Origin of the sequence: Campylobacter pinnipediorum subsp. caledonicus, assembly GCF_002022005.1 — a bacterium.
Taxonomy (GTDB): Bacteria; Campylobacterota; Campylobacteria; order Campylobacterales; family Campylobacteraceae; genus Campylobacter_A; species Campylobacter_A caledonicus.
This window is the reverse complement of sequence record NZ_CP017258.1, coordinates 140,855-157,704: the sequence shown is the minus strand read 5'-3', so window position 1 is coordinate 157,704 and position 16,850 is coordinate 140,855. Positions and strand designations below refer to the sequence as shown.

Genomic DNA, 16,850 nt, shown 5'->3' with positions numbered 1-16,850 from the left:
TGGATGTTTTACAAAAATTATAAAATACAAAACTATATTATATTGTTTTTTAATTATATGCTAATTTTTTCATTTAGCCCATACTTTACTCTTATAGTGCTTTTACATACTTGTTTTATATCCTATTTTGGGCTTTTTATAGCATACCGAGAAAACAAAAATGCGCTTTTTTCAGGGCTATTAGTTACTATACTATTTTTATGCTTTTTTAAATATTATGATTTTATCCACTCTGATTTTAAAAGTCTACTATTTTTATTGAAATTTGATTTTTTAGCAAAAAATTTGGATATCGCGCTACCAATAGGTATATCATTTTATACATTTTCATCTATAACATATCTGGTTGGAATATATAAAAAAGAACAAGAAGTTGCTGAGTTTATACCACTTGCATGCTACTTATCATTTTTTGCAACACTATTAGCTGGTCCTATTGCAAAAAGTAATTTTATGATACCCCAATTTTGTAAAACAAGAAAATTTGAGAATATAGACCTTATTATAACACTAGTTATATTGGGTATAACCAAAAAAGCTCTTATTGCAAACTACCTAAATATACAAGTAAGTGCTGTTTTTTCAGACCCGCATAGCTTTAATGCCTTAGAAATTATAACAGCTGTATATTTATATGGAGCATGGTTGTATTGTGATTTTAGCGGATATGTAGACATAGTAACAGCTATGGCTTTATCAATAGGTTTTTATCTTCCTATAAATTTCAATATGCCACATATTGCTGTAAATTTAAAAGATTTTTGGAAAAGGTGGCATATAAGCCTTTCAAATTTCATTAAAGAAAATATCTATATACCTTTAGGTGGCAACAAAAATGGATTTTTAGAAACACAGATAAATCTAATAATAGCATTTGCTTTATCTGGAATTTGGCACGGGGTTGGGATAAATTTCTTGATATGGGGACTACTTCATGGATTTGGAATTATGTTTTTAAACATTTTGCAAAAAGCAAAAATAAACATATCAGAAAAACTACCTTTATTTTCAATGTGTATAACATATACATTTGTTAGTATAACTTGGATATTTTTTGATAGAAATGATTTTGATGAAGCATTTAATATCTTGAATTTGATGTTTAACAATGAAAACAAAATTATGCTAAATGATGTAATTTTGTTTGTAGCTTTATGCGTATTGTTTTTATTCTATCCTTTTTTGAAGAATTTAAAAGATATTATAAGGGGATTTTTAAGGGCGACTCCAACTATACTCAAACCATTTGTTTTAGCTATATTTTTTGTATTTATATTTGCTATAATGCCAGATGGTATACCTGATTTTATATATTCGAGTTTTTGATGTTTAAGTTTTTATTTGTTTATATATTTTCTGTTTTGCTAATATGTTTTTTTATGCAAGACCCGCTTAGTATGTATTTAGAACAAAAATATAATAGCGACTTTGGGATAAAAAAATTAAAAGAGATAAAAATTGCAAACAAAGGCATAGAATTTTATGACTTTTTGAAATTTAAATTCGCAGGACAAGAAAAATATAAACCACAAGAAGAGTATATTCCTGAGCCAATTAAAATAACAAATATTATAAAACAAGAAATCAAAAAAAATCAAAAACAAAAAAATGACCAAAACAAAACTAAAATCGTAGTAAAAAAAGCAAAACAGATAAGATTAAAAGCTGGAGATGAAATTTTATTTATAGGTGATTCTATAATGCAAAATATTGCAATTGGTTCTAGAAAATTATTTGCAAAAAATGGCATAAAAATAATAGATATAAGCAAACATAGCACTGGCCTAGTGAATAAAAAATATTACAACTGGGAAGAAAAAACATCCATAGCTCTTGAAAATAACAATAAAATTAAGTTATTAATCGCATTATTTGGAGCAAATGACTCATGGGGACGAAGCATTCGTGGAAGATATAGAGAATTTAACACAAAAGAATGGAATGATTTTTATAAAAATAGAATATCAGAAATTTATCAAATAGCTAAAAAACATAATGTTGAGGTTTTATGGCTCGGTGTTCCTTGTATGAAAAAAGATGATTTTAATGAAAAAATGAACTCATTAAATGTTTTATTTTCAAATTTAAGCAAAAATTACGATGAAACCTACCTTGATGTAAAAAACATAATTTGCACCAATGAAATTTATACCACACATTTAAAAAATGATAACAATGAAACAGTAAAAATAAGAGCAAATGATGGTATTCATATAAGCATAGCAGGTGGAAGAATAATAGCTAAAACGATTTTTAGCAAGATCAAGATAGATGAAAATAGCTCTAAACAATAAATTTATATCGCTAATATTTTTACTATTTTTATATGGCTGTAGCACACCAAACACCCCTATAAAACAACAAGATATACTTATAGATTTTGGTGATAAAAACATAAATAATATATCTAAAAAATATAAAAGCATGAATCAAAATACAAAATTTGCAATAAAATTTTTTGGCGATTCACATATAGCAACCGATGATTTAGCGAGTGCTTTTAGAAATGCATTATTTAAAGAAAATAGTATTGGATTTGGTTTACCGGCACTACCAAAATATCATTTAAACAAACTACTAAAATACAAAACAAACAACTTTGAAATGATAAACTCTCAATTTGATGAATTTAATGATTATCCACTTTGTGGAGTCATTGCAAAATCAAGCACCAATCAAGCAAATATAAAGCTCACGCTAGATGAAAAAATAAATAACAAAATGATATTTGAAATTTTATACAAAAGCAAACAAAAAGGCGATGTGATAGAGATAAAAGACACAAAAAATACAAGCTTTAAGATACAAAATAGCGGAAATAATCGCTGGCAATCTAAAAAGTTCGAACTTATCTTTCCGATAGAAATCACAGCATTAAAAAAAGATGTATTGATAGGTGGTTACAAAATTTATCAAAAAAATGGGGCAAAATTTGCAGATATTTGCGGGCTAAATGGAGCCCATATGAATTTATATCAAAAATGGAATAATGGGGCGTTTTTTAGAGATTTAAGCTCGATTAGATACGATATCATCATAGTTGCATATGGGACAAATGATTCATTTAACAATAATTTAAATGAAAATATTTTCTATAAAAATACAAAACAGCTTATAAGCCTAATCAAAAAATCACAACCAAACACAACAATACTTATGTTGTCTCCGCCAACAGCACTAAAGCCAAAATTTAAAACTGTTCAAAAAATCATAAAAAAAGTAGCAAAAGAAGAGAAATTCCTTTTTTACGATATTGATTTATTTATGAAATTAACCGGTTCAAAAAGAAAATGGATAAAGCAAGGATTGTCCAAAAAAGATGTTCATCTAACACAAAAAGGATATATAAAAGTAGGAAAAGAGATAGCAAGAGAGCTTAAAAAAATAATAACCAGATAACTAAGAAGTCTTACTATAACAAATTTAATTCTTTAATAAATTTTTTAAATTCATCTCCACGATGTGCATAGCTTTTAAACTGATCCAAGCTAGCCGCGGCTGGAGACAATAAAGCTATCTCATCATCTTTTAAATTTTCATTTATCTCTTTTACAGCGTTTTGTAAAAAGTTACATTTTTTGCACTCAAGTCCAAACTGCGAAGATAACTCTATAAGTTTATTGGTATTTGAACCAATAGCATAAATAACAACATCCATACCTTTTAGAAACTTAAATACAGGATTCATATCCACACCCTTATCATCACCACCAAGTATAAGATGAATTTTATGCTCTTCATATCTCTTAACGGCTTGGATACAAGCATCTATATTTGTAGCCTTTGTGTCGTTTACCCAAATTCTACCTTTATTATCAACAATCTCTTCTAGCTTATTTGGCTCTATAACAAACCTATTTAAAAGCTCTACATCTGAAAAATCAATCAATATTTTTTGCACACAAAGTGCAAGCAAAGCATCAAGTAAAAAAGGCGGTTTAAAGTTTATGTCATCCAATTTTACCTTACAAAAATCAGCCAAATCAGCCTCATTTTCATAGCAAACAACATGAGCTAAGGTCTTTGTATTTGCATATTTTTTAGGAAGTATGGCTACTGAGTTTTCGCTCATCATACTAAGTGGTTTTAGCTTTGCATCTTCATATTCTTTTAAACTTCCATGCCAAGATAGATGATCGGGAGTGATTGGCAAAAGGATATAAATATCTGGTCTGGCCTTATTTGTATAGTGTATAGTAAAAGAGCTTGTTTCAAGTATCCAAATTTTTGCATTTTTATCTAAATCCCCTAAAGCAACGCCAACATTTCCACCCATAACAGAACCAAGGCTTTGAAGTAAATGCTGTGTCATTTTTGTGGTTGTAGTCTTTCCATTAGTCCCACTAATCCAAACATTAAAAGGCATATCATCATAAAAATAGTCATATTCACTTATTAAATTTTTTGCCTTTTTTATGAGATGATTGTTCGGAGATATGCCAGGTGTTGTTATTTCAAAAGAGCTTTTTGTCTCATCAAACATGCTTGAAGGAAAGAGTGAATTGCCAAACTCATCCTTTGAAACGCTAGTAAATTTATCATCATAAATATCCCATCCACCACTCTTTGCAATCGCTTTTGTTGTGTTTGCATAACCAAAAATACTTTTTTTCATTATCTTAACTTTAAAGCTATCAAAGCTATTAAATTTGATAAAAGAGCTATAATCCAAAAACGAATTATTATCTTATTTTCAGCCCAGCCTTTCATCTCAAAATGATGATGGATTGGTGCCATTAAAAATATTCTCTTTTTATTGCGGTATTTATAGCTCGTAGTTTGCAAAATTACACTCATTGTCTCCACAACAAAAACAAATCCAATAAGTATAAGCAATACCTCATTTTTACTCATAACGCCCATCATACCTATAAATCCACCTATGCTAAGGCTACCACTATCGCCCATAAACACCTGAGCAGGATAGCAGTTATACCACAAAAATCCCATTAAGGCACCTATCAAAGCAGAAGCAACTATTATAACCTCTCCCAAATTAGCAATTTTTGGCAAAAATAGATATGAACTAAAAACCGAATGCCCGCTCAGATAAGCAAATATGCCAAGAGTTATCAAAGAAAATATACTGGGAACAGTAGCTAAACCATCGAGTCCATCTGTGAGATTTACAGAATTTGAAGTTGAAACAAGCACCAAAACCCAAAACAATATACTAAAAATACCCATATTAAAAATAGGAAATTTATAAAATGGAAGATAAAAATCTCCTCCAATATCAGTAAAATAATATAAACAAGCACATAAGATCAAAGATAGTGATAAAAGTAAAGCCATCTTTGTTTTTGGAGTGATACCAGCATGATTTTTTTTGCCCACTATCTTGGAAAAATCATCAAAAAAACCTATCGCACAAAAACCTACTAAACTCATCAATGAAATAATAACAAAAGCATTATTTAGCCTAGCACAAAGCAGGGTTGCAATAACTGCGGTAAATACAAAAACCACACCTCCCATTGTAGGTATATTGCTCTTTTGTTGATGTGTTTGTGGAGCTAATTCATAGATGGGTTGATTTGCATTTTTGGCAATAGCCCAAGCTATAAATTTTGGCATAATAATAATAGTTAGCAAAAAAGATATAAAAAAAGCAATGCCTGAACGAACAGTCAAATACTGAAAGAAATTTAAATTTATACATTCATATAGATAGTAAAACAAATTATAGCCTTTATTTTAAAAAAGGGTAATTTTAGTATAATGCCACTAAAATAAATATAAATTTAAAAGCTTTTAGGAGCCTATAATGGGACAAAAAACCATACTTGTTATAACTGATGGCATAGGTTTTAATTCTGATAACAATTTTAATGCATTTAGTGCCGCAAAAAAACCAACATTTGATTGGCTGTTTAAAAATACCGCAAATACTCTGATAAAAACATCAGGACTTGCTGTAGGTCTTCCACAAGGTCAGATGGGAAACTCCGAAGTGGGGCATATGAGCATAGGAAGCGGTAGGATAATATATCAAAATCTAGTAAAAATAGACCTGGCAATAAAAAATAAAGAATTCGAACAAAATACCGACCTTAACGATATGTTTAAAAAATGCAAAAACATACATATAATAGGATTATATTCAGATGGTGGGGTTCATTCACACTTGGATCACTTTAATAACATATATAACCTAGCAAAACAAAATGGCTGCAATACCTTCGCACACATAATTACAGATGGTAGAGATGTATCGCCAAAAAGTGCTTTTGATTTTGTAAAAAATGCCGAAAATAAAATGAATATAGCAAGTATAAGTGGTAGATTTTACACTATGGATAGAGACAATAGATTTGAAAGAGTAAAATTAGCATACGATGCATATTTTGCAAAACTAAAACCACTTAAAATAAAGCCAAGTGAATACATAAAACAAAGATATAATGAAAATGAGTTTGATGAGTTTATAACACCGGCTACATTTAATGAATTTGATGGAATCAAACAAGAAGATGGTGTAATTTTTATAAATTTCAGAAATGACAGAATGAAAGAACTTGTTGCCACTTTTGGTTGTAAGGACTTTAAAGAATTTCAAAGAGATTTTATCATCAAAAATATTATAACAATGACAGAGTATGATTCAAAGTTTGGCTTTCCAACACTAATAAAAAAAGAAATTTTAAAAAATACACTATCTGAGGTTATAGCAGATGCTGGATTAAGACAATTTCACACAGCAGAAACAGAAAAATATGCACACGTAACGTTCTTTTTTAATGGTGGTGTGGAAGATATGGTTAAAAATGAAACCAGGATCTTAGTCCCTAGCCCGAAAGTAAAAACATACGATGAAAAACCAGAGATGAGTGCATATGAGGTATGCGATGCTGTTTTAAATGCTATGGATAATGAGTTTGATTTTATAGTTGTAAATTTTGCAAATGGCGATATGGTAGGACATACAGGAAATTACGAAGCAGCCGTTAAGTCAGTAGAAGCCATAGATGAATGTCTTGGAAAGATTATAGACAAAGCAAAACAAAAAGACTATGCATACATACAAACAAGCGATCATGGAAACTGTGAAGAGATGCGTGATAAAAATGGAGAAATGCTTACAAATCATACCACATTTGATGTGTTTTGCTTTGTTATAGCAAAAGATGTTAAAATATTAAAACAAAATCTTGGATTAAGCAATATAGCCCCTAGTGTCTTAAAGCTGATGGGGTTAAAAATACCAGATGAAATGAATGAAGCGTTATTTTAATTTTTAAAAGGAGAAATATGAAATTTAGTGGAAAAAATGTTCTTATAACAGGTGCTAGTCGTGGAATAGGCGCTGATATAGCAAGAGTTTTAGCTAAAATGGGTTTAAAAGTTTGGATAAATTATCGTTCAAAACCAGAACTTGCCGATGAGCTAATGAATGAGATAAACAAAGATGGCGGACAAGCAGCGGTTATTAAATTTGATGTAACAGATGAAGATGAGTTTATAAAAGGTATAAATTTAATCATTGATAGCGATGGCGAGCTAAGCTATTTGGTGAATAATGCTGGTATCACAAATGATAAACTTGCCCTTAGAATGAAAACAGAAGAGTTTACAAGCATAATAGATGCAAACTTAACATCAGCATTTATAGGCTCAAGAGAAGCTTTGAAAGTAATGAGTAAAAAAAGATTTGGTTCAGTAGTAAATATAGCTTCAATAGTTGGAGAAACTGGTAACGCTGGACAAGTTAATTACTCAGCTAGCAAGGGCGGAATGATAGCTATGACAAAAAGTTTTGCAAAAGAAGGTGCTAGTAGAAATGTTAGATTTAATTGCATAACTCCTGGATTTATACAAACTGAAATGACGGCTGTTTTAAGCGAAGAGATTAAAAAAGCGTATGTTGATAGCATACCGCTTAAAAGACTTGGAAATCCAGAAGAAGTTGCTAATGCTGTAGCATTTTTACTAAGTGATTATTCAAGCTATACAACCGGTGAAGTATTAAAAGTAAATGGTGGCTTATACGTATAAGTCTAAAATATAATGTTGATTTTTTGTTGCTAATCCGCAATTTAAAATAAACAAAAGCTTATATATTATAAAATAATACCCATTTTTATATAAGGAGAAAAAACAAATGGCAATTTTTGAAGATGTTAGAGATGTTGTAGTGGAGCAACTGAGCGTTGAGCCTGATGCTGTTAAATTGGAATCTAAAATAATAGAAGACCTTGGTGCAGACTCTCTTGATGTAGTTGAATTAGTAATGGCTCTTGAAGAGAAATTTGAAGTTGAAATACCTGATAGTGAAGCTGAAAAGCTTATAAGTATTTCTGATGTTGTTACTTACATTGAAAAACTAGGAAAGTAATAAAATCAAAAAATTAAAGGAGAAGTATTGAAGCGAGTTGTAGTAACAGGTATTGGAATGATAACTTCACTAGGTCTTGATAAAGAAAGCTCTTTTAAGGCTATTTGTGATGGAAAAACTGGTGTAAAAAAGATAACATCGTTTGATGCTAGTGACTTTCCTGTCCAAATAGCAGCTGAAATAACAGACTTTGAGCCAACAAGTGTGATTGACGCAAAGGAAGTAAAAAAAATGGATCGCTTCATACAACTTGGGATAAAAGCGTCAAAAGAAGCAATGCAAGATGCAAATTTTGATGAAGGATTTGACACCACTAGATTTGGTGTTAGTTCAGCATCTGGAATAGGCGGATTGCCAAATATTCAAAAAAACTCAGTAACCCTTGAAGAAAAGGGTTCAAGAAAAATTTCACCATTTTTTATCCCATCATCTCTTGTTAATATGCTAGGTGGTATAGTTTCTATCAATCACGGTCTTAAAGGACCAAATCTATCTAGCGTTACAGCTTGTGCAGCAGGCACACATGCTATAACACATGCTGCTAAGTGCATAATGCTTGGACAAGCGAAGCAAATGTTGGCAATTGGCTCTGAGGCAACCATATGCGGTGCTGGAGTTGGCGGATTTGCAGCTATGAAAGCGCTATCAACAAGAAATGATGAGCCAGAACTTGCATCAAGACCATTTGATGCAGACAGAGATGGATTTATAATAGGAGAAGGTGCTGGTGCTTTAGTTTTAGAAGAGCTTGAAAGTGCTAAGGCTAGAGGTGCAAAAATATATGCTGAAATAGTTGGTTTTGGAGAAAGCGGTGATGCACACCACATAACAGCTCCATCTCTTGAAGGTCCTGTAAATGCTATGAGACAAGCTATACAAATGGCTGGAGAAGAGATAAAGATTGATTACGTAAATGCTCACGGAACATCAACACCAGTTAATGACAAAAATGAAACAGCTGCGTTAAAAGAGGTATTTAAAGATAAATGTCCTCCTGTAACCTCAACTAAAGGGCAAACTGGACATTGTTTAGGTGGAGCAGGTGCTATAGAGGCTGTTATATCAATCATGGCGATAAGAGATAGCATTATACCTCCAACTATAAACCAAACAACAAAAGATCCTGATTGTGATCTTGACTATGTTCCAAATGTAGCTAGAAAAGCTGACTTAAAAGTTGTTATGAGTAACTCTTTCGGTTTTGGCGGCACAAATGGTTCTATTATATTTAAAAAACTAGATTAAAAAAGGATTTAGCAATGTCAAGCTATTTAGATTTTGAAAAAAATATCAAACAAATAGATGATGATATCGCTACAGCCAAAATACGCGGCGATGAACATGCCGTTGAAATTTTAAATAAAAACTTAGAAAAAGAAGTTGCAAAAGTTTATAAGAATTTAAATGAATATCAACGTTTGCAACTTGCAAGACATCCAGACAGACCATACGCTATAGACTATGTGAGATTATTGCTATCTGATTATTATGAAATTCATGGAGATAGAGCATTTCGTGATGATCCCGCAATAGTTTGTTTTATAGGATATTTAAGTGGTAAAAAAGTCGTTGTTATAGGCGAACAAAAAGGCAGAGGCACAAAGAATAAATTAAAAAGAAACTTTGGTATGCCAAATCCTGAAGGTTACAGAAAAGCTTTAAGAGTTGCTAAAATGGCAGAAAAGTTTAATCTACCTATACTGTTCCTAATAGACACACCAGGTGCCTATCCTGGAATAGGGGCAGAAGAACGCGGTCAAAGCGAAGCAATAGCTAAAAATCTTTTTGAGTTTGCAAATTTAAAAACCATAACCATAGCTGTAGTTATAGGAGAAGGCGGAAGCGGTGGAGCTTTAGCTATAGGAGTTGCTGATAAACTTGCAATGATGAAAAACTCTATATTTTCGGTAATATCTCCAGAGGGATGTGCTGCTATCTTATGGAACGATCCTAGCAAACAAGAACAAGCAACAAAAGCCATGAAAATAACAGCCGATGATTTAAAAAAACTAAATCTTATTGATGATGTCATCAATGAACCTATCAATGGAGCACACAGAAACAAAGTAGATGCCGCAAAAGAGCTAGGAAACTATTTCTTAAATCAATTAGAAGAATTAAGCAAGATAGATAAAGATGAACTAGTTAAAATTAGAATGGATAAAATTTTATCCATAGGTGCATACGAAGAATAAAAAGCCGGATTTTAAATCCCAAACCCGGCTATTAAAATTTAAATCTTAATGCAAGCTCTCTATATAGCTTAAAACACTAAGTGCAGCAACCGCACCATCAGCAGCAGCAGAAACAACTTGTTTTGGGGCTTGAGTTCTTAAATCACCGGCAGCAAAAAGACCATCTACACTTGTTTTCATTTTTAAATCAACTTCAACTTGTCCGTTTTGATCCATTTTGCATATAAAACTTCCATCATCTTGCTTTAAAATCTCATTATTCACATTAAGACCAACAAATGTAAATATACCAGGAACTTCAAGCTCTTTTTCGCCATCAGGAGTATTTAAAACAATACCATTTAAGCCGGTATTATCACCATATGCTTCTTTGATTGTTGCATTTGTTATAAACTCTATCTTTTCATTTTTCTTGGCTTTTTCAACTGTTATAGGAGCTGCTCTAAACTCATCACGTCTATGAACAACATAAACTTTTGAACAAATATTTGATAAATATAAAGCCTCTTCAATAGCAGTATCTCCACCACCTAAAACAGCTACCTCTTTATCTTTATAGAAAAATCCATCGCAAGTAGCACAGGTGCTTACGCCTCTACCAAAGAATTTATTTTCGCCTTCAAAACCAGCTCTACGAGGAGTTGAACCAGTGCAAACTATTACAGCTTTTGCTAATTCGCTTTCTCCATTATCTAATTTTATAGTAAAAGTTTTATCTTCATTTTGAACAACTTGAGTAACATTGGCCCATTTATTAACTAGACCAAAGTGGCTACATTGTTCCAACCATGTACTCATAAACTCAAAACCACTCTCACCAGGTTTTTTTTGTCCAGGATAGTTTTCTATCTCAGAACTAGATGTTATTTGACCACCTGGTTCACCTTTTTCAAACATTACAACATTTTTAAGTCCGCCTCGAGTTGCATAAAGCCCCGCACTAAGACCAGCTGGACCACCACCTATAATAGCTAAATCAAGCATATTTATTTCCTTTGATTAAATTTTATTTATTTTTGAGTCTTGTTTATAAATCTGATTTTTTTGATGAACTATCTTAACGCTACTTGGAATACTTGTGATATTGAATGTATTTAAAAGTTTTAAAATAGTGTTTATATCAGAGCTTATATAACTTATATTTGATTTGTTTTCACGTTTTTTTTGCATTATATCAATCGCTATGGTTTTGATATTTAAATTGTTTTCAAATTTTGAAAAATTTGACTGATTTGAACTGTAAACAACAAGCATATATTCATCATTGTTTGGAACAAATATATCTCCTTGTTCATAAAAAAGCAATTCAGAAAAATCAATAAATTTATATTGTGAAAAACGATAATTGTTGTATGCAAACACACCAGCAATCATGGCAGCACCAAAAAACGAAGCAAAAACATATGTTAGAGGAAAAAGATTTCCTCTATTTGTTTTTTTCATTAAAGAAGTGAGTTTAACTTACTTACAAGAGCTTGTTTTGACTGAGCACCTACCATTTGCTCAACAACTTCGCCATCTTTAAAAAATAGTATTGTAGGGATTGATCTTATGCCATACTCAACAGCAAGTTCTTGAACTTCATCGGTATTAACCTTGCAAATTTTTGCTTTTCCATCAAACTCCTCAGCCAATTCATCTATAACAGGAGCTAACATTCTGCAAGGTCCACACCAAGGTGCCCAAAAATCAACCAAAGCAACTCCCTCTTTTGCAACATCAAAATTCTCTGATGTAAGTTCTATGTATTTTCCCATTTTTATCTCCTTAAAATAATTTTAACACCATTATACACAAAAAATTTTAAATCTTATATAAATAATAATTTTTATAAACTAATATTTCTTATTAATTTGATTTCACCTCCATTAATAATAATAAAACTTATCTCAAAATCATACTCAAGTTTATTTATCATCAAATAATAATTTATTGTTTTTATAATTTTATCCATTTTTCCCTTTGTTAGTCTAAATGCAGCATCATATTTTTCACTAGCCTTTACCTCAACAAAAGAAACTATAGAATTTTCATCTATGGCAATTATGTCTATCTCACCAAATTTCGAATGAAAATTTCTTTCTAAAATTTTAAACCCTAAGCCTTTCAGGTATTCACAAGCCTTATCTTCGCTTGTTTTTCCAAAAAGATACTCTTTTAGTCCCAACTACTCCTCTATTCTCATCATAAAAGGTTCGGCTTTTATAAAACTTTCTTTTTTTACTAAATCTATAAAATTATTTACATCAGATTCATAACTAGTATGAGTTATAAAAAATAGCGTTGCCATATTATCATCATCTGAAATCAAATGCGGTTTTTGCAAAAAGCTATCTACTGATAGATTATTTTGACTCATAATATTAGTTATGGTTGCTAAAACACCTACTTTATCTTCAACTTCAAGCCTAAAATAATACTTTGTTTGTATCTGATCTTTTTGTAAAAGTTCAAAGTTACCTGCTTTTTGTGGCTCTTTATATCCTAACATAGGCAAATTTGTGCCTCTGGCTATATCTATCAAATCACTTATAACAGCACTTGCTGTGGCTTTTCCACCAGCTCCAGCACCATAAAGCATACTCTCTCCAGCACAATCACTTATAACACTTATAGCATTCATTACACCATCAACTTTTGCTAACATTTTATTTTTTGGTATTAGCGTAGGATGAACTCTCAATTCTACCTTGTTTCCAACTTTTTTCGCTATCCCTAAAAGTTTTATCGTGTATTCAAAATCATTAACAAAAAATATATCTGCTCTATTTATGCGGTCAATTCCCTCTATCAAAATATCCTCTGGTTTAGCATCGATACCATAAGCTATACTTGCAAGTATTAAAAGCTTATGTGCTGCATCAAAACCACCTATATCAAATGTCGGATCAGCCTCTGCATAACCAAGCTCTTGAGCTTTTTTAAGAGCCTCAGCAAAATCAGTATCGCCTTTCATCATAGATGTAAGGATATAGTTGCTAGTTCCGTTCATTATGCCCTCTATAGAGCATATATTATTTGCACTAAGACCTTCTCTTAAAGATTTTATAATAGGTATAGCACCAGCGACACTAGCTTCAAAGCCAAAAGGAGTTTCACCAGCTATCTTTTGAAGCTCATACCTATAATAAGCTAAAAGCGCTTTATTTGCTGTAACTACAGCTTTTTTATTTTGCAAAGCATATTTTACAACTTCGTATGATTTATCTATGCCACCCATAAGCTCAACATAAACATCTATATCCGTTCTGTTTAAAACAGAGTCCAAATCATCAGTAAGCTCTATATTTACATCTCTGTTTTTTTCTAAATTTTTTACAACTCCAACAACAGGATTTATCTCTTTGCCAGATCTTGCAAATATAAGATCTTTATGCTCTTGTAATATCTTTACAACCTGTTCCCCAACTGTTCCTACACCTAAAACTGCTATATTCATTCAAACTCTTTTAAATATTTTTTTATATTTCTTACTACTTGTCTTATTATATTTTCATTTTCTATAAAGCTATTTTTAGATAGCTGCCACCAACTTTACCAAAACCAACTCTGGGGCTTACAGCAACACAGCCATTTGTCAAAATTGGTGTTTTATATCTATCAAAAGTCGCTATATCGGATATGATATAAAATCTCTCTTGTTTTGACAGAGCAACCAATCTCTCATAAAAACTTTATTGCTAATTTTAATTTATAAATTCCAACCAAAACCGAATAGCTATGAGTTTTGTCTTGATTTATTTTTTCGCAAAATTTATCTACGATATGTTGAAGAGTTCTACTTTTAGGATTTCCAATAAAAAAATCTATAATATCCTGACCATTTCTTATTGCGGCCATTTTTATAGCATTAGCTTCAGCAAAAATATAATTTGGAAGTCGTTCAATTGTATTGAAACGAATCTCATCAAACATAAAGCCTACTCCTTAATAAATTTTAAAATCAGCCCACCTTTTATATTGCTTACATCAACACTATCGCCAACAAGAGCATAATAATAATCATCAAAAATATCAAACGTAACTTCAGAAACTGGTTTTGTTTCTTGTATGGTTGTAATATATTTCAAATCCTTATCATAAATCCTAATAAGTGCTAGCCACTGGCTTTTTTCCTGTGGGTATATAAACACTTTTGAAGCACCATGTAAATTTATAAGATAATTAGATTTGCCTCTTTGGATAAAAACTTCATTTTCAAAATCAATATCGTTTAATTGCATATGCAAATTATCTACTTTGAGTGTAAAATTTATAGCATTTAAAGAAATTTCAGTTTTTAAAATTTCAATTCCATGTTTTAAAAACTCACCCCTTATATCATTTAAATTCACAGAATAATCTCTCCAAACACTTACAGAGTAGATGAATGGATTTTTATTTGAAAACTTATTTATCTTAAAAACTCTAGAGTTAATATCATCCAAGCTTTGATTTATACTCTTTACAAGTATTGATGAAGAAACATTACTATCAGTAGTAAAATTTAAATTAATATAGCTATCTGCTATTATTATATTTATACATATTGCTAAATAAGCAATAATTTTTACCACGATTTACCGCCATTTAAGCTCAAAAACTCATCATATGTCAAAAATCTAATATCACCATCTTTTATTAAAAATCTTGCAGCACGACCTGGATCAAAAGTTTTTTGCTCATCATCAATATGTATTGCAATATTTCCATTTCCGCAAACTATTAGTTTTTCTCCGGTTAAATCCAAGTCATATCTTTCAGATACAGTAGATGATTTTTTGGTTTTATTTTTTAGGTCAATAACGCCTATCCAAACTTTACTTTTTGGAACAATATAACCATTTTTTCCTTTAGCAAGAAAAGTTCCCATCTCGTATTCTTTTTTTAGCCCATCTTCATTTGTTTCAGATACCAACGTAGCATTTAAATCGCTTTCGTTTTTGATTTCTTCTGTTGCCATATCAGTTTTAGATAATACTTCTTCTGGATTTAAATTATCTTCAAACTCTTCTTTGCTTAAATTATTATCAGTACTATTAGAAGATATATCATTTAAAGCTTTCGTATTTTGTTGTTCAAATGAAATTTCTACACTAATGTTTTGTTCTTTGTTTTTATTTGTAGCTGGTATATTTACATTTTCTTGTGTAACACTAATATTTTTAGAGACCTCTTGCACTACACTAGAATCAGAATAAACGACACTTCTATTTTTATCCTCAAAAATATCAGGCAAAGACTCTATATATTTGTATGCGTCTAAAAAATAGGAAGCCACAATAAAAACAATAAATATCAAAAGCCATAAGAGCCACCCAAGAGAGCTACCCGATACATTATTTGTACCAACACCACTACCTGTATATGATTTAAGCTTTGGGTCAACCTTTGTTCTTAAGGCTTCATTTATTTTATTGTCTTTACAATACTGTTCATACTCTTGTATCCACTCACTAAGATCAATGCCATATTCACGCTGTAAAATTTTTATATAACCATTGACATTTACATGAGTTAGCTTTTCATAGTCTTTATTTACTATATGTTCTAGAAATTCTCTTCCTATATAAGTTTTCCTTGAAACTTCTTTCAATCCAACATCTTTTAAAATATTTAAATCATTCATTTATAATCCTATCACAAATTATCGCAAAAGAGGCACTTACATTTAAAGAATCAAAGTTATTTTTTAATTTTATACCTATACACTCATCACTTTTTTTAATAACTTTTTGAGGTATTCCTTCGCCCTCACTTCCCATAATAAGAACTTTTTTTTCTTTACTAAACTCGGCCTTTCTTACATCTTTGCCATTACTATCAGTAGAATATACAAAAAAGCCAATTTGTTTTAATTCGTTTATAAGGCTAAGTCCATCATCACACAAGGCTATAGGTATCTCATATGCTGCACCACTACTGCTACGCAGCACGCCTTCTATATTTATGCTTTTTGACACAAGTATCACACCATCGCAACCAAGTCCGTAAGCAGTTCTAAGTATCGCGCCTATATTGCCAACATCGCTAACACCATAAAGCAAAACTATAAAGTTCATTTTTTTAAACTCATTTAGATTAGTAAATTCAAACTCACTAACCTTAGCTAAAAGACCTTGATGGTTTCCTCCATGAGCCAAAGCCTGAGCCTTTTGGTTATCAACGCGCTTAATGATCGCACCAGTTCCACAAATACGAGAAAATAAAGCCTTATCGCAATCTTTTGCTAGATAGACCTCTTCAAGTTTTTTTGGATGTCTTTGTAAAATATGTAAAAATAGTTGTTTTCCGTAAATTATCATGGTATATATAGTATCCAAAAAGAAGTAAAAATTTAC

Annotated in this window: 19 protein-coding genes and 1 pseudogene; 8 read left to right on the top strand and 12 right to left on the bottom strand. The window is 31.0% G+C overall.

Annotation, left to right across the window (positions count from 1 at the left end; genetic code table 11):
* Nucleotides 1–258 precede the first annotated feature (258 nt).
* From CPIN18021_RS00765 to CPIN18021_RS00755, 3 genes are read left to right on the top strand one after another with little or no spacing between them, the layout of a single operon-like run.
* Nucleotides 259–1,326, top strand: a complete 1,068-nt coding sequence (locus tag CPIN18021_RS00765) for an MBOAT family O-acyltransferase (RefSeq protein WP_226995984.1) — start codon at nucleotides 259–261, stop codon at nucleotides 1,324–1,326.
* 53 nt (nucleotides 1,327–1,379) lie between these two features.
* Nucleotides 1,380–2,294 (top strand): SGNH/GDSL hydrolase family protein, encoded by a 915-nt coding sequence (locus tag CPIN18021_RS00760; protein WP_157888027.1) that lies wholly within the window; start codon nucleotides 1,380–1,382, stop codon nucleotides 2,292–2,294.
* Nucleotides 2,272–3,399: a GDSL-type esterase/lipase family protein gene (locus CPIN18021_RS00755; RefSeq protein WP_078424174.1), complete on the top strand. Its 1,128-nt coding sequence runs from the start codon at nucleotides 2,272–2,274 to the stop codon at nucleotides 3,397–3,399. Before CPIN18021_RS00760 ends, CPIN18021_RS00755 begins: the two co-directional genes overlap by 23 nt.
* A 13-nt stretch (nucleotides 3,400–3,412) precedes the next feature.
* On the opposite strand, the gene murD is transcribed toward CPIN18021_RS00755, so the two are convergent.
* A complete protein-coding gene (gene murD / locus CPIN18021_RS00750; RefSeq protein ID WP_078424858.1) occupies nucleotides 3,413–4,615 on the bottom strand; it encodes a UDP-N-acetylmuramoyl-L-alanine--D-glutamate ligase in 1,203 nt (400 codons plus the stop codon).
* Nucleotides 4,615–5,682: a phospho-N-acetylmuramoyl-pentapeptide-transferase gene (mraY, locus tag CPIN18021_RS00745; RefSeq protein ID WP_078422738.1), complete on the bottom strand. Its 1,068-nt coding sequence runs from the start codon at nucleotides 5,680–5,682 to the stop codon at nucleotides 4,615–4,617. The genes murD and mraY overlap by 1 nt, the downstream gene beginning before the upstream one ends.
* An 85-nt stretch (nucleotides 5,683–5,767) precedes the next feature.
* Between mraY and gpmI the strand changes: the two genes are divergently transcribed.
* The 5 genes from gpmI to accA all read left to right on the top strand — a co-directional run bounded on the left by gpmI (nucleotide 5,768) and on the right by accA (nucleotide 10,530).
* Nucleotides 5,768–7,234 (top strand): 2,3-bisphosphoglycerate-independent phosphoglycerate mutase, encoded by a 1,467-nt coding sequence (gene gpmI, locus CPIN18021_RS00740; RefSeq protein ID WP_078424173.1) that lies wholly within the window; start codon nucleotides 5,768–5,770, stop codon nucleotides 7,232–7,234.
* Between the two features lie 17 nt (nucleotides 7,235–7,251).
* Nucleotides 7,252–7,995: a 3-oxoacyl-ACP reductase FabG gene (gene fabG / locus CPIN18021_RS00735; protein ID WP_078422736.1), complete on the top strand. Its 744-nt coding sequence runs from the start codon at nucleotides 7,252–7,254 to the stop codon at nucleotides 7,993–7,995.
* A gap of 106 nt (nucleotides 7,996–8,101) precedes the next feature.
* A complete protein-coding gene (gene acpP, locus CPIN18021_RS00730) occupies nucleotides 8,102–8,335 on the top strand; it encodes an acyl carrier protein (protein ID WP_069632634.1) in 234 nt (77 codons plus the stop codon).
* A gap of 27 nt (nucleotides 8,336–8,362) precedes the next feature.
* Nucleotides 8,363–9,580 carry a beta-ketoacyl-ACP synthase II gene (locus CPIN18021_RS00725; protein ID WP_069632633.1) on the top strand — a complete coding sequence of 406 codons (1,218 nt, stop codon included), beginning with the start codon at nucleotides 8,363–8,365 and terminating at the stop codon, nucleotides 9,578–9,580.
* 14 nt (nucleotides 9,581–9,594) lie between these two features.
* Entirely contained in the window at nucleotides 9,595–10,530 is a 936-nt protein-coding gene (gene accA / locus CPIN18021_RS00720) for an acetyl-CoA carboxylase carboxyl transferase subunit alpha (protein ID WP_069632632.1), read from the top strand.
* A 45-nt stretch (nucleotides 10,531–10,575) separates the two neighbouring features.
* Here the strand turns inward: accA and trxB are convergent, their stop codons facing one another.
* The 10 genes and pseudogenes from trxB to rlmB form a co-directional block, all read right to left on the bottom strand.
* Nucleotides 10,576–11,514, bottom strand: a complete 939-nt coding sequence (gene trxB, locus CPIN18021_RS00715) for a thioredoxin-disulfide reductase (RefSeq protein ID WP_078422735.1) — start codon at nucleotides 11,512–11,514, stop codon at nucleotides 10,576–10,578.
* A 15-nt stretch (nucleotides 11,515–11,529) separates the two neighbouring features.
* Entirely contained in the window at nucleotides 11,530–11,973 is a 444-nt protein-coding gene (locus tag CPIN18021_RS00710; RefSeq protein WP_078424172.1) for a hypothetical protein, read from the bottom strand.
* The gene (gene trxA, locus CPIN18021_RS00705; protein ID WP_069632629.1) at nucleotides 11,973–12,287 is read right to left on the bottom strand and encodes a thioredoxin; all 315 of its coding nucleotides are present in this window, start codon (nucleotides 12,285–12,287) and stop codon (nucleotides 11,973–11,975) included. The genes CPIN18021_RS00710 and trxA overlap by 1 nt, the downstream gene beginning before the upstream one ends.
* Nucleotides 12,288–12,358: 71 nt before the next feature.
* Nucleotides 12,359–12,697 carry a YraN family protein gene (locus CPIN18021_RS00700; protein WP_069636402.1) on the bottom strand — a complete coding sequence of 113 codons (339 nt, stop codon included), beginning with the start codon at nucleotides 12,695–12,697 and terminating at the stop codon, nucleotides 12,359–12,361.
* The gene (locus CPIN18021_RS00695; RefSeq protein ID WP_078424171.1) at nucleotides 12,698–13,969 is read right to left on the bottom strand and encodes a homoserine dehydrogenase; all 1,272 of its coding nucleotides are present in this window, start codon (nucleotides 13,967–13,969) and stop codon (nucleotides 12,698–12,700) included. It lies immediately after the preceding gene.
* A 61-nt stretch (nucleotides 13,970–14,030) separates the two neighbouring features.
* Nucleotides 14,031–14,189 carry a hypothetical protein gene (locus CPIN18021_RS09025; RefSeq protein WP_226995970.1) on the bottom strand — a complete coding sequence of 53 codons (159 nt, stop codon included), beginning with the start codon at nucleotides 14,187–14,189 and terminating at the stop codon, nucleotides 14,031–14,033.
* A 16-nt stretch (nucleotides 14,190–14,205) separates the two neighbouring features.
* A pseudogene (locus tag CPIN18021_RS09020) lies at nucleotides 14,206–14,445 on the bottom strand (alanine transaminase); the annotation flags it as partial.
* Between the two features lie 5 nt (nucleotides 14,446–14,450).
* Entirely contained in the window at nucleotides 14,451–15,086 is a 636-nt protein-coding gene (locus CPIN18021_RS00685; protein ID WP_078422731.1) for a hypothetical protein, read from the bottom strand.
* Nucleotides 15,080–16,138 carry a hypothetical protein gene (locus CPIN18021_RS00680; protein WP_078422730.1) on the bottom strand — a complete coding sequence of 353 codons (1,059 nt, stop codon included), beginning with the start codon at nucleotides 16,136–16,138 and terminating at the stop codon, nucleotides 15,080–15,082. The genes CPIN18021_RS00685 and CPIN18021_RS00680 overlap by 7 nt, the downstream gene beginning before the upstream one ends.
* Entirely contained in the window at nucleotides 16,131–16,814 is a 684-nt protein-coding gene (gene rlmB / locus CPIN18021_RS00675; protein ID WP_069636406.1) for a 23S rRNA (guanosine(2251)-2'-O)-methyltransferase RlmB, read from the bottom strand. The genes CPIN18021_RS00680 and rlmB overlap by 8 nt, the downstream gene beginning before the upstream one ends.
* Nucleotides 16,815–16,850 lie beyond the last annotated feature (36 nt).

Excerpts from the sequence above, each read along its gene's own strand:
- trxB (WP_078422735.1), bottom strand. The coding sequence starts at position 11,514 with ATGCTTGATTTAGCTATTATAGGTGGTGGTCCAGCTGGTCTTAGTGCG.
- acpP (WP_069632634.1), top strand. The coding sequence starts at position 8,102 with ATGGCAATTTTTGAAGATGTTAGAGATGTTGTAGTGGAGCAACTGAGC.
- CPIN18021_RS00710 (WP_078424172.1), bottom strand. The coding sequence starts at position 11,973 with ATGAAAAAAACAAATAGAGGAAATCTTTTTCCTCTAACATATGTTTTT.
- CPIN18021_RS00680 (WP_078422730.1), bottom strand. The coding sequence starts at position 16,138 with ATGAATGATTTAAATATTTTAAAAGATGTTGGATTGAAAGAAGTTTCA.
- CPIN18021_RS00760 (WP_157888027.1), top strand. The coding sequence starts at position 1,380 with ATGCAAGACCCGCTTAGTATGTATTTAGAACAAAAATATAATAGCGAC.
- gpmI (WP_078424173.1), top strand. The coding sequence starts at position 5,768 with ATGGGACAAAAAACCATACTTGTTATAACTGATGGCATAGGTTTTAAT.
- CPIN18021_RS00755 (WP_078424174.1), top strand. The coding sequence starts at position 2,272 with ATGAAAATAGCTCTAAACAATAAATTTATATCGCTAATATTTTTACTA.
- fabG (WP_078422736.1), top strand. The coding sequence starts at position 7,252 with ATGAAATTTAGTGGAAAAAATGTTCTTATAACAGGTGCTAGTCGTGGA.
- trxA (WP_069632629.1), bottom strand. The coding sequence starts at position 12,287 with ATGGGAAAATACATAGAACTTACATCAGAGAATTTTGATGTTGCAAAA.
- rlmB (WP_069636406.1), bottom strand. The coding sequence starts at position 16,814 with ATGATAATTTACGGAAAACAACTATTTTTACATATTTTACAAAGACAT.
- accA (WP_069632632.1), top strand. The coding sequence starts at position 9,595 with ATGTCAAGCTATTTAGATTTTGAAAAAAATATCAAACAAATAGATGAT.
- murD (WP_078424858.1), bottom strand. The coding sequence starts at position 4,615 with ATGAAAAAAAGTATTTTTGGTTATGCAAACACAACAAAAGCGATTGCA.
- CPIN18021_RS00695 (WP_078424171.1), bottom strand. The coding sequence starts at position 13,969 with ATGAATATAGCAGTTTTAGGTGTAGGAACAGTTGGGGAACAGGTTGTA.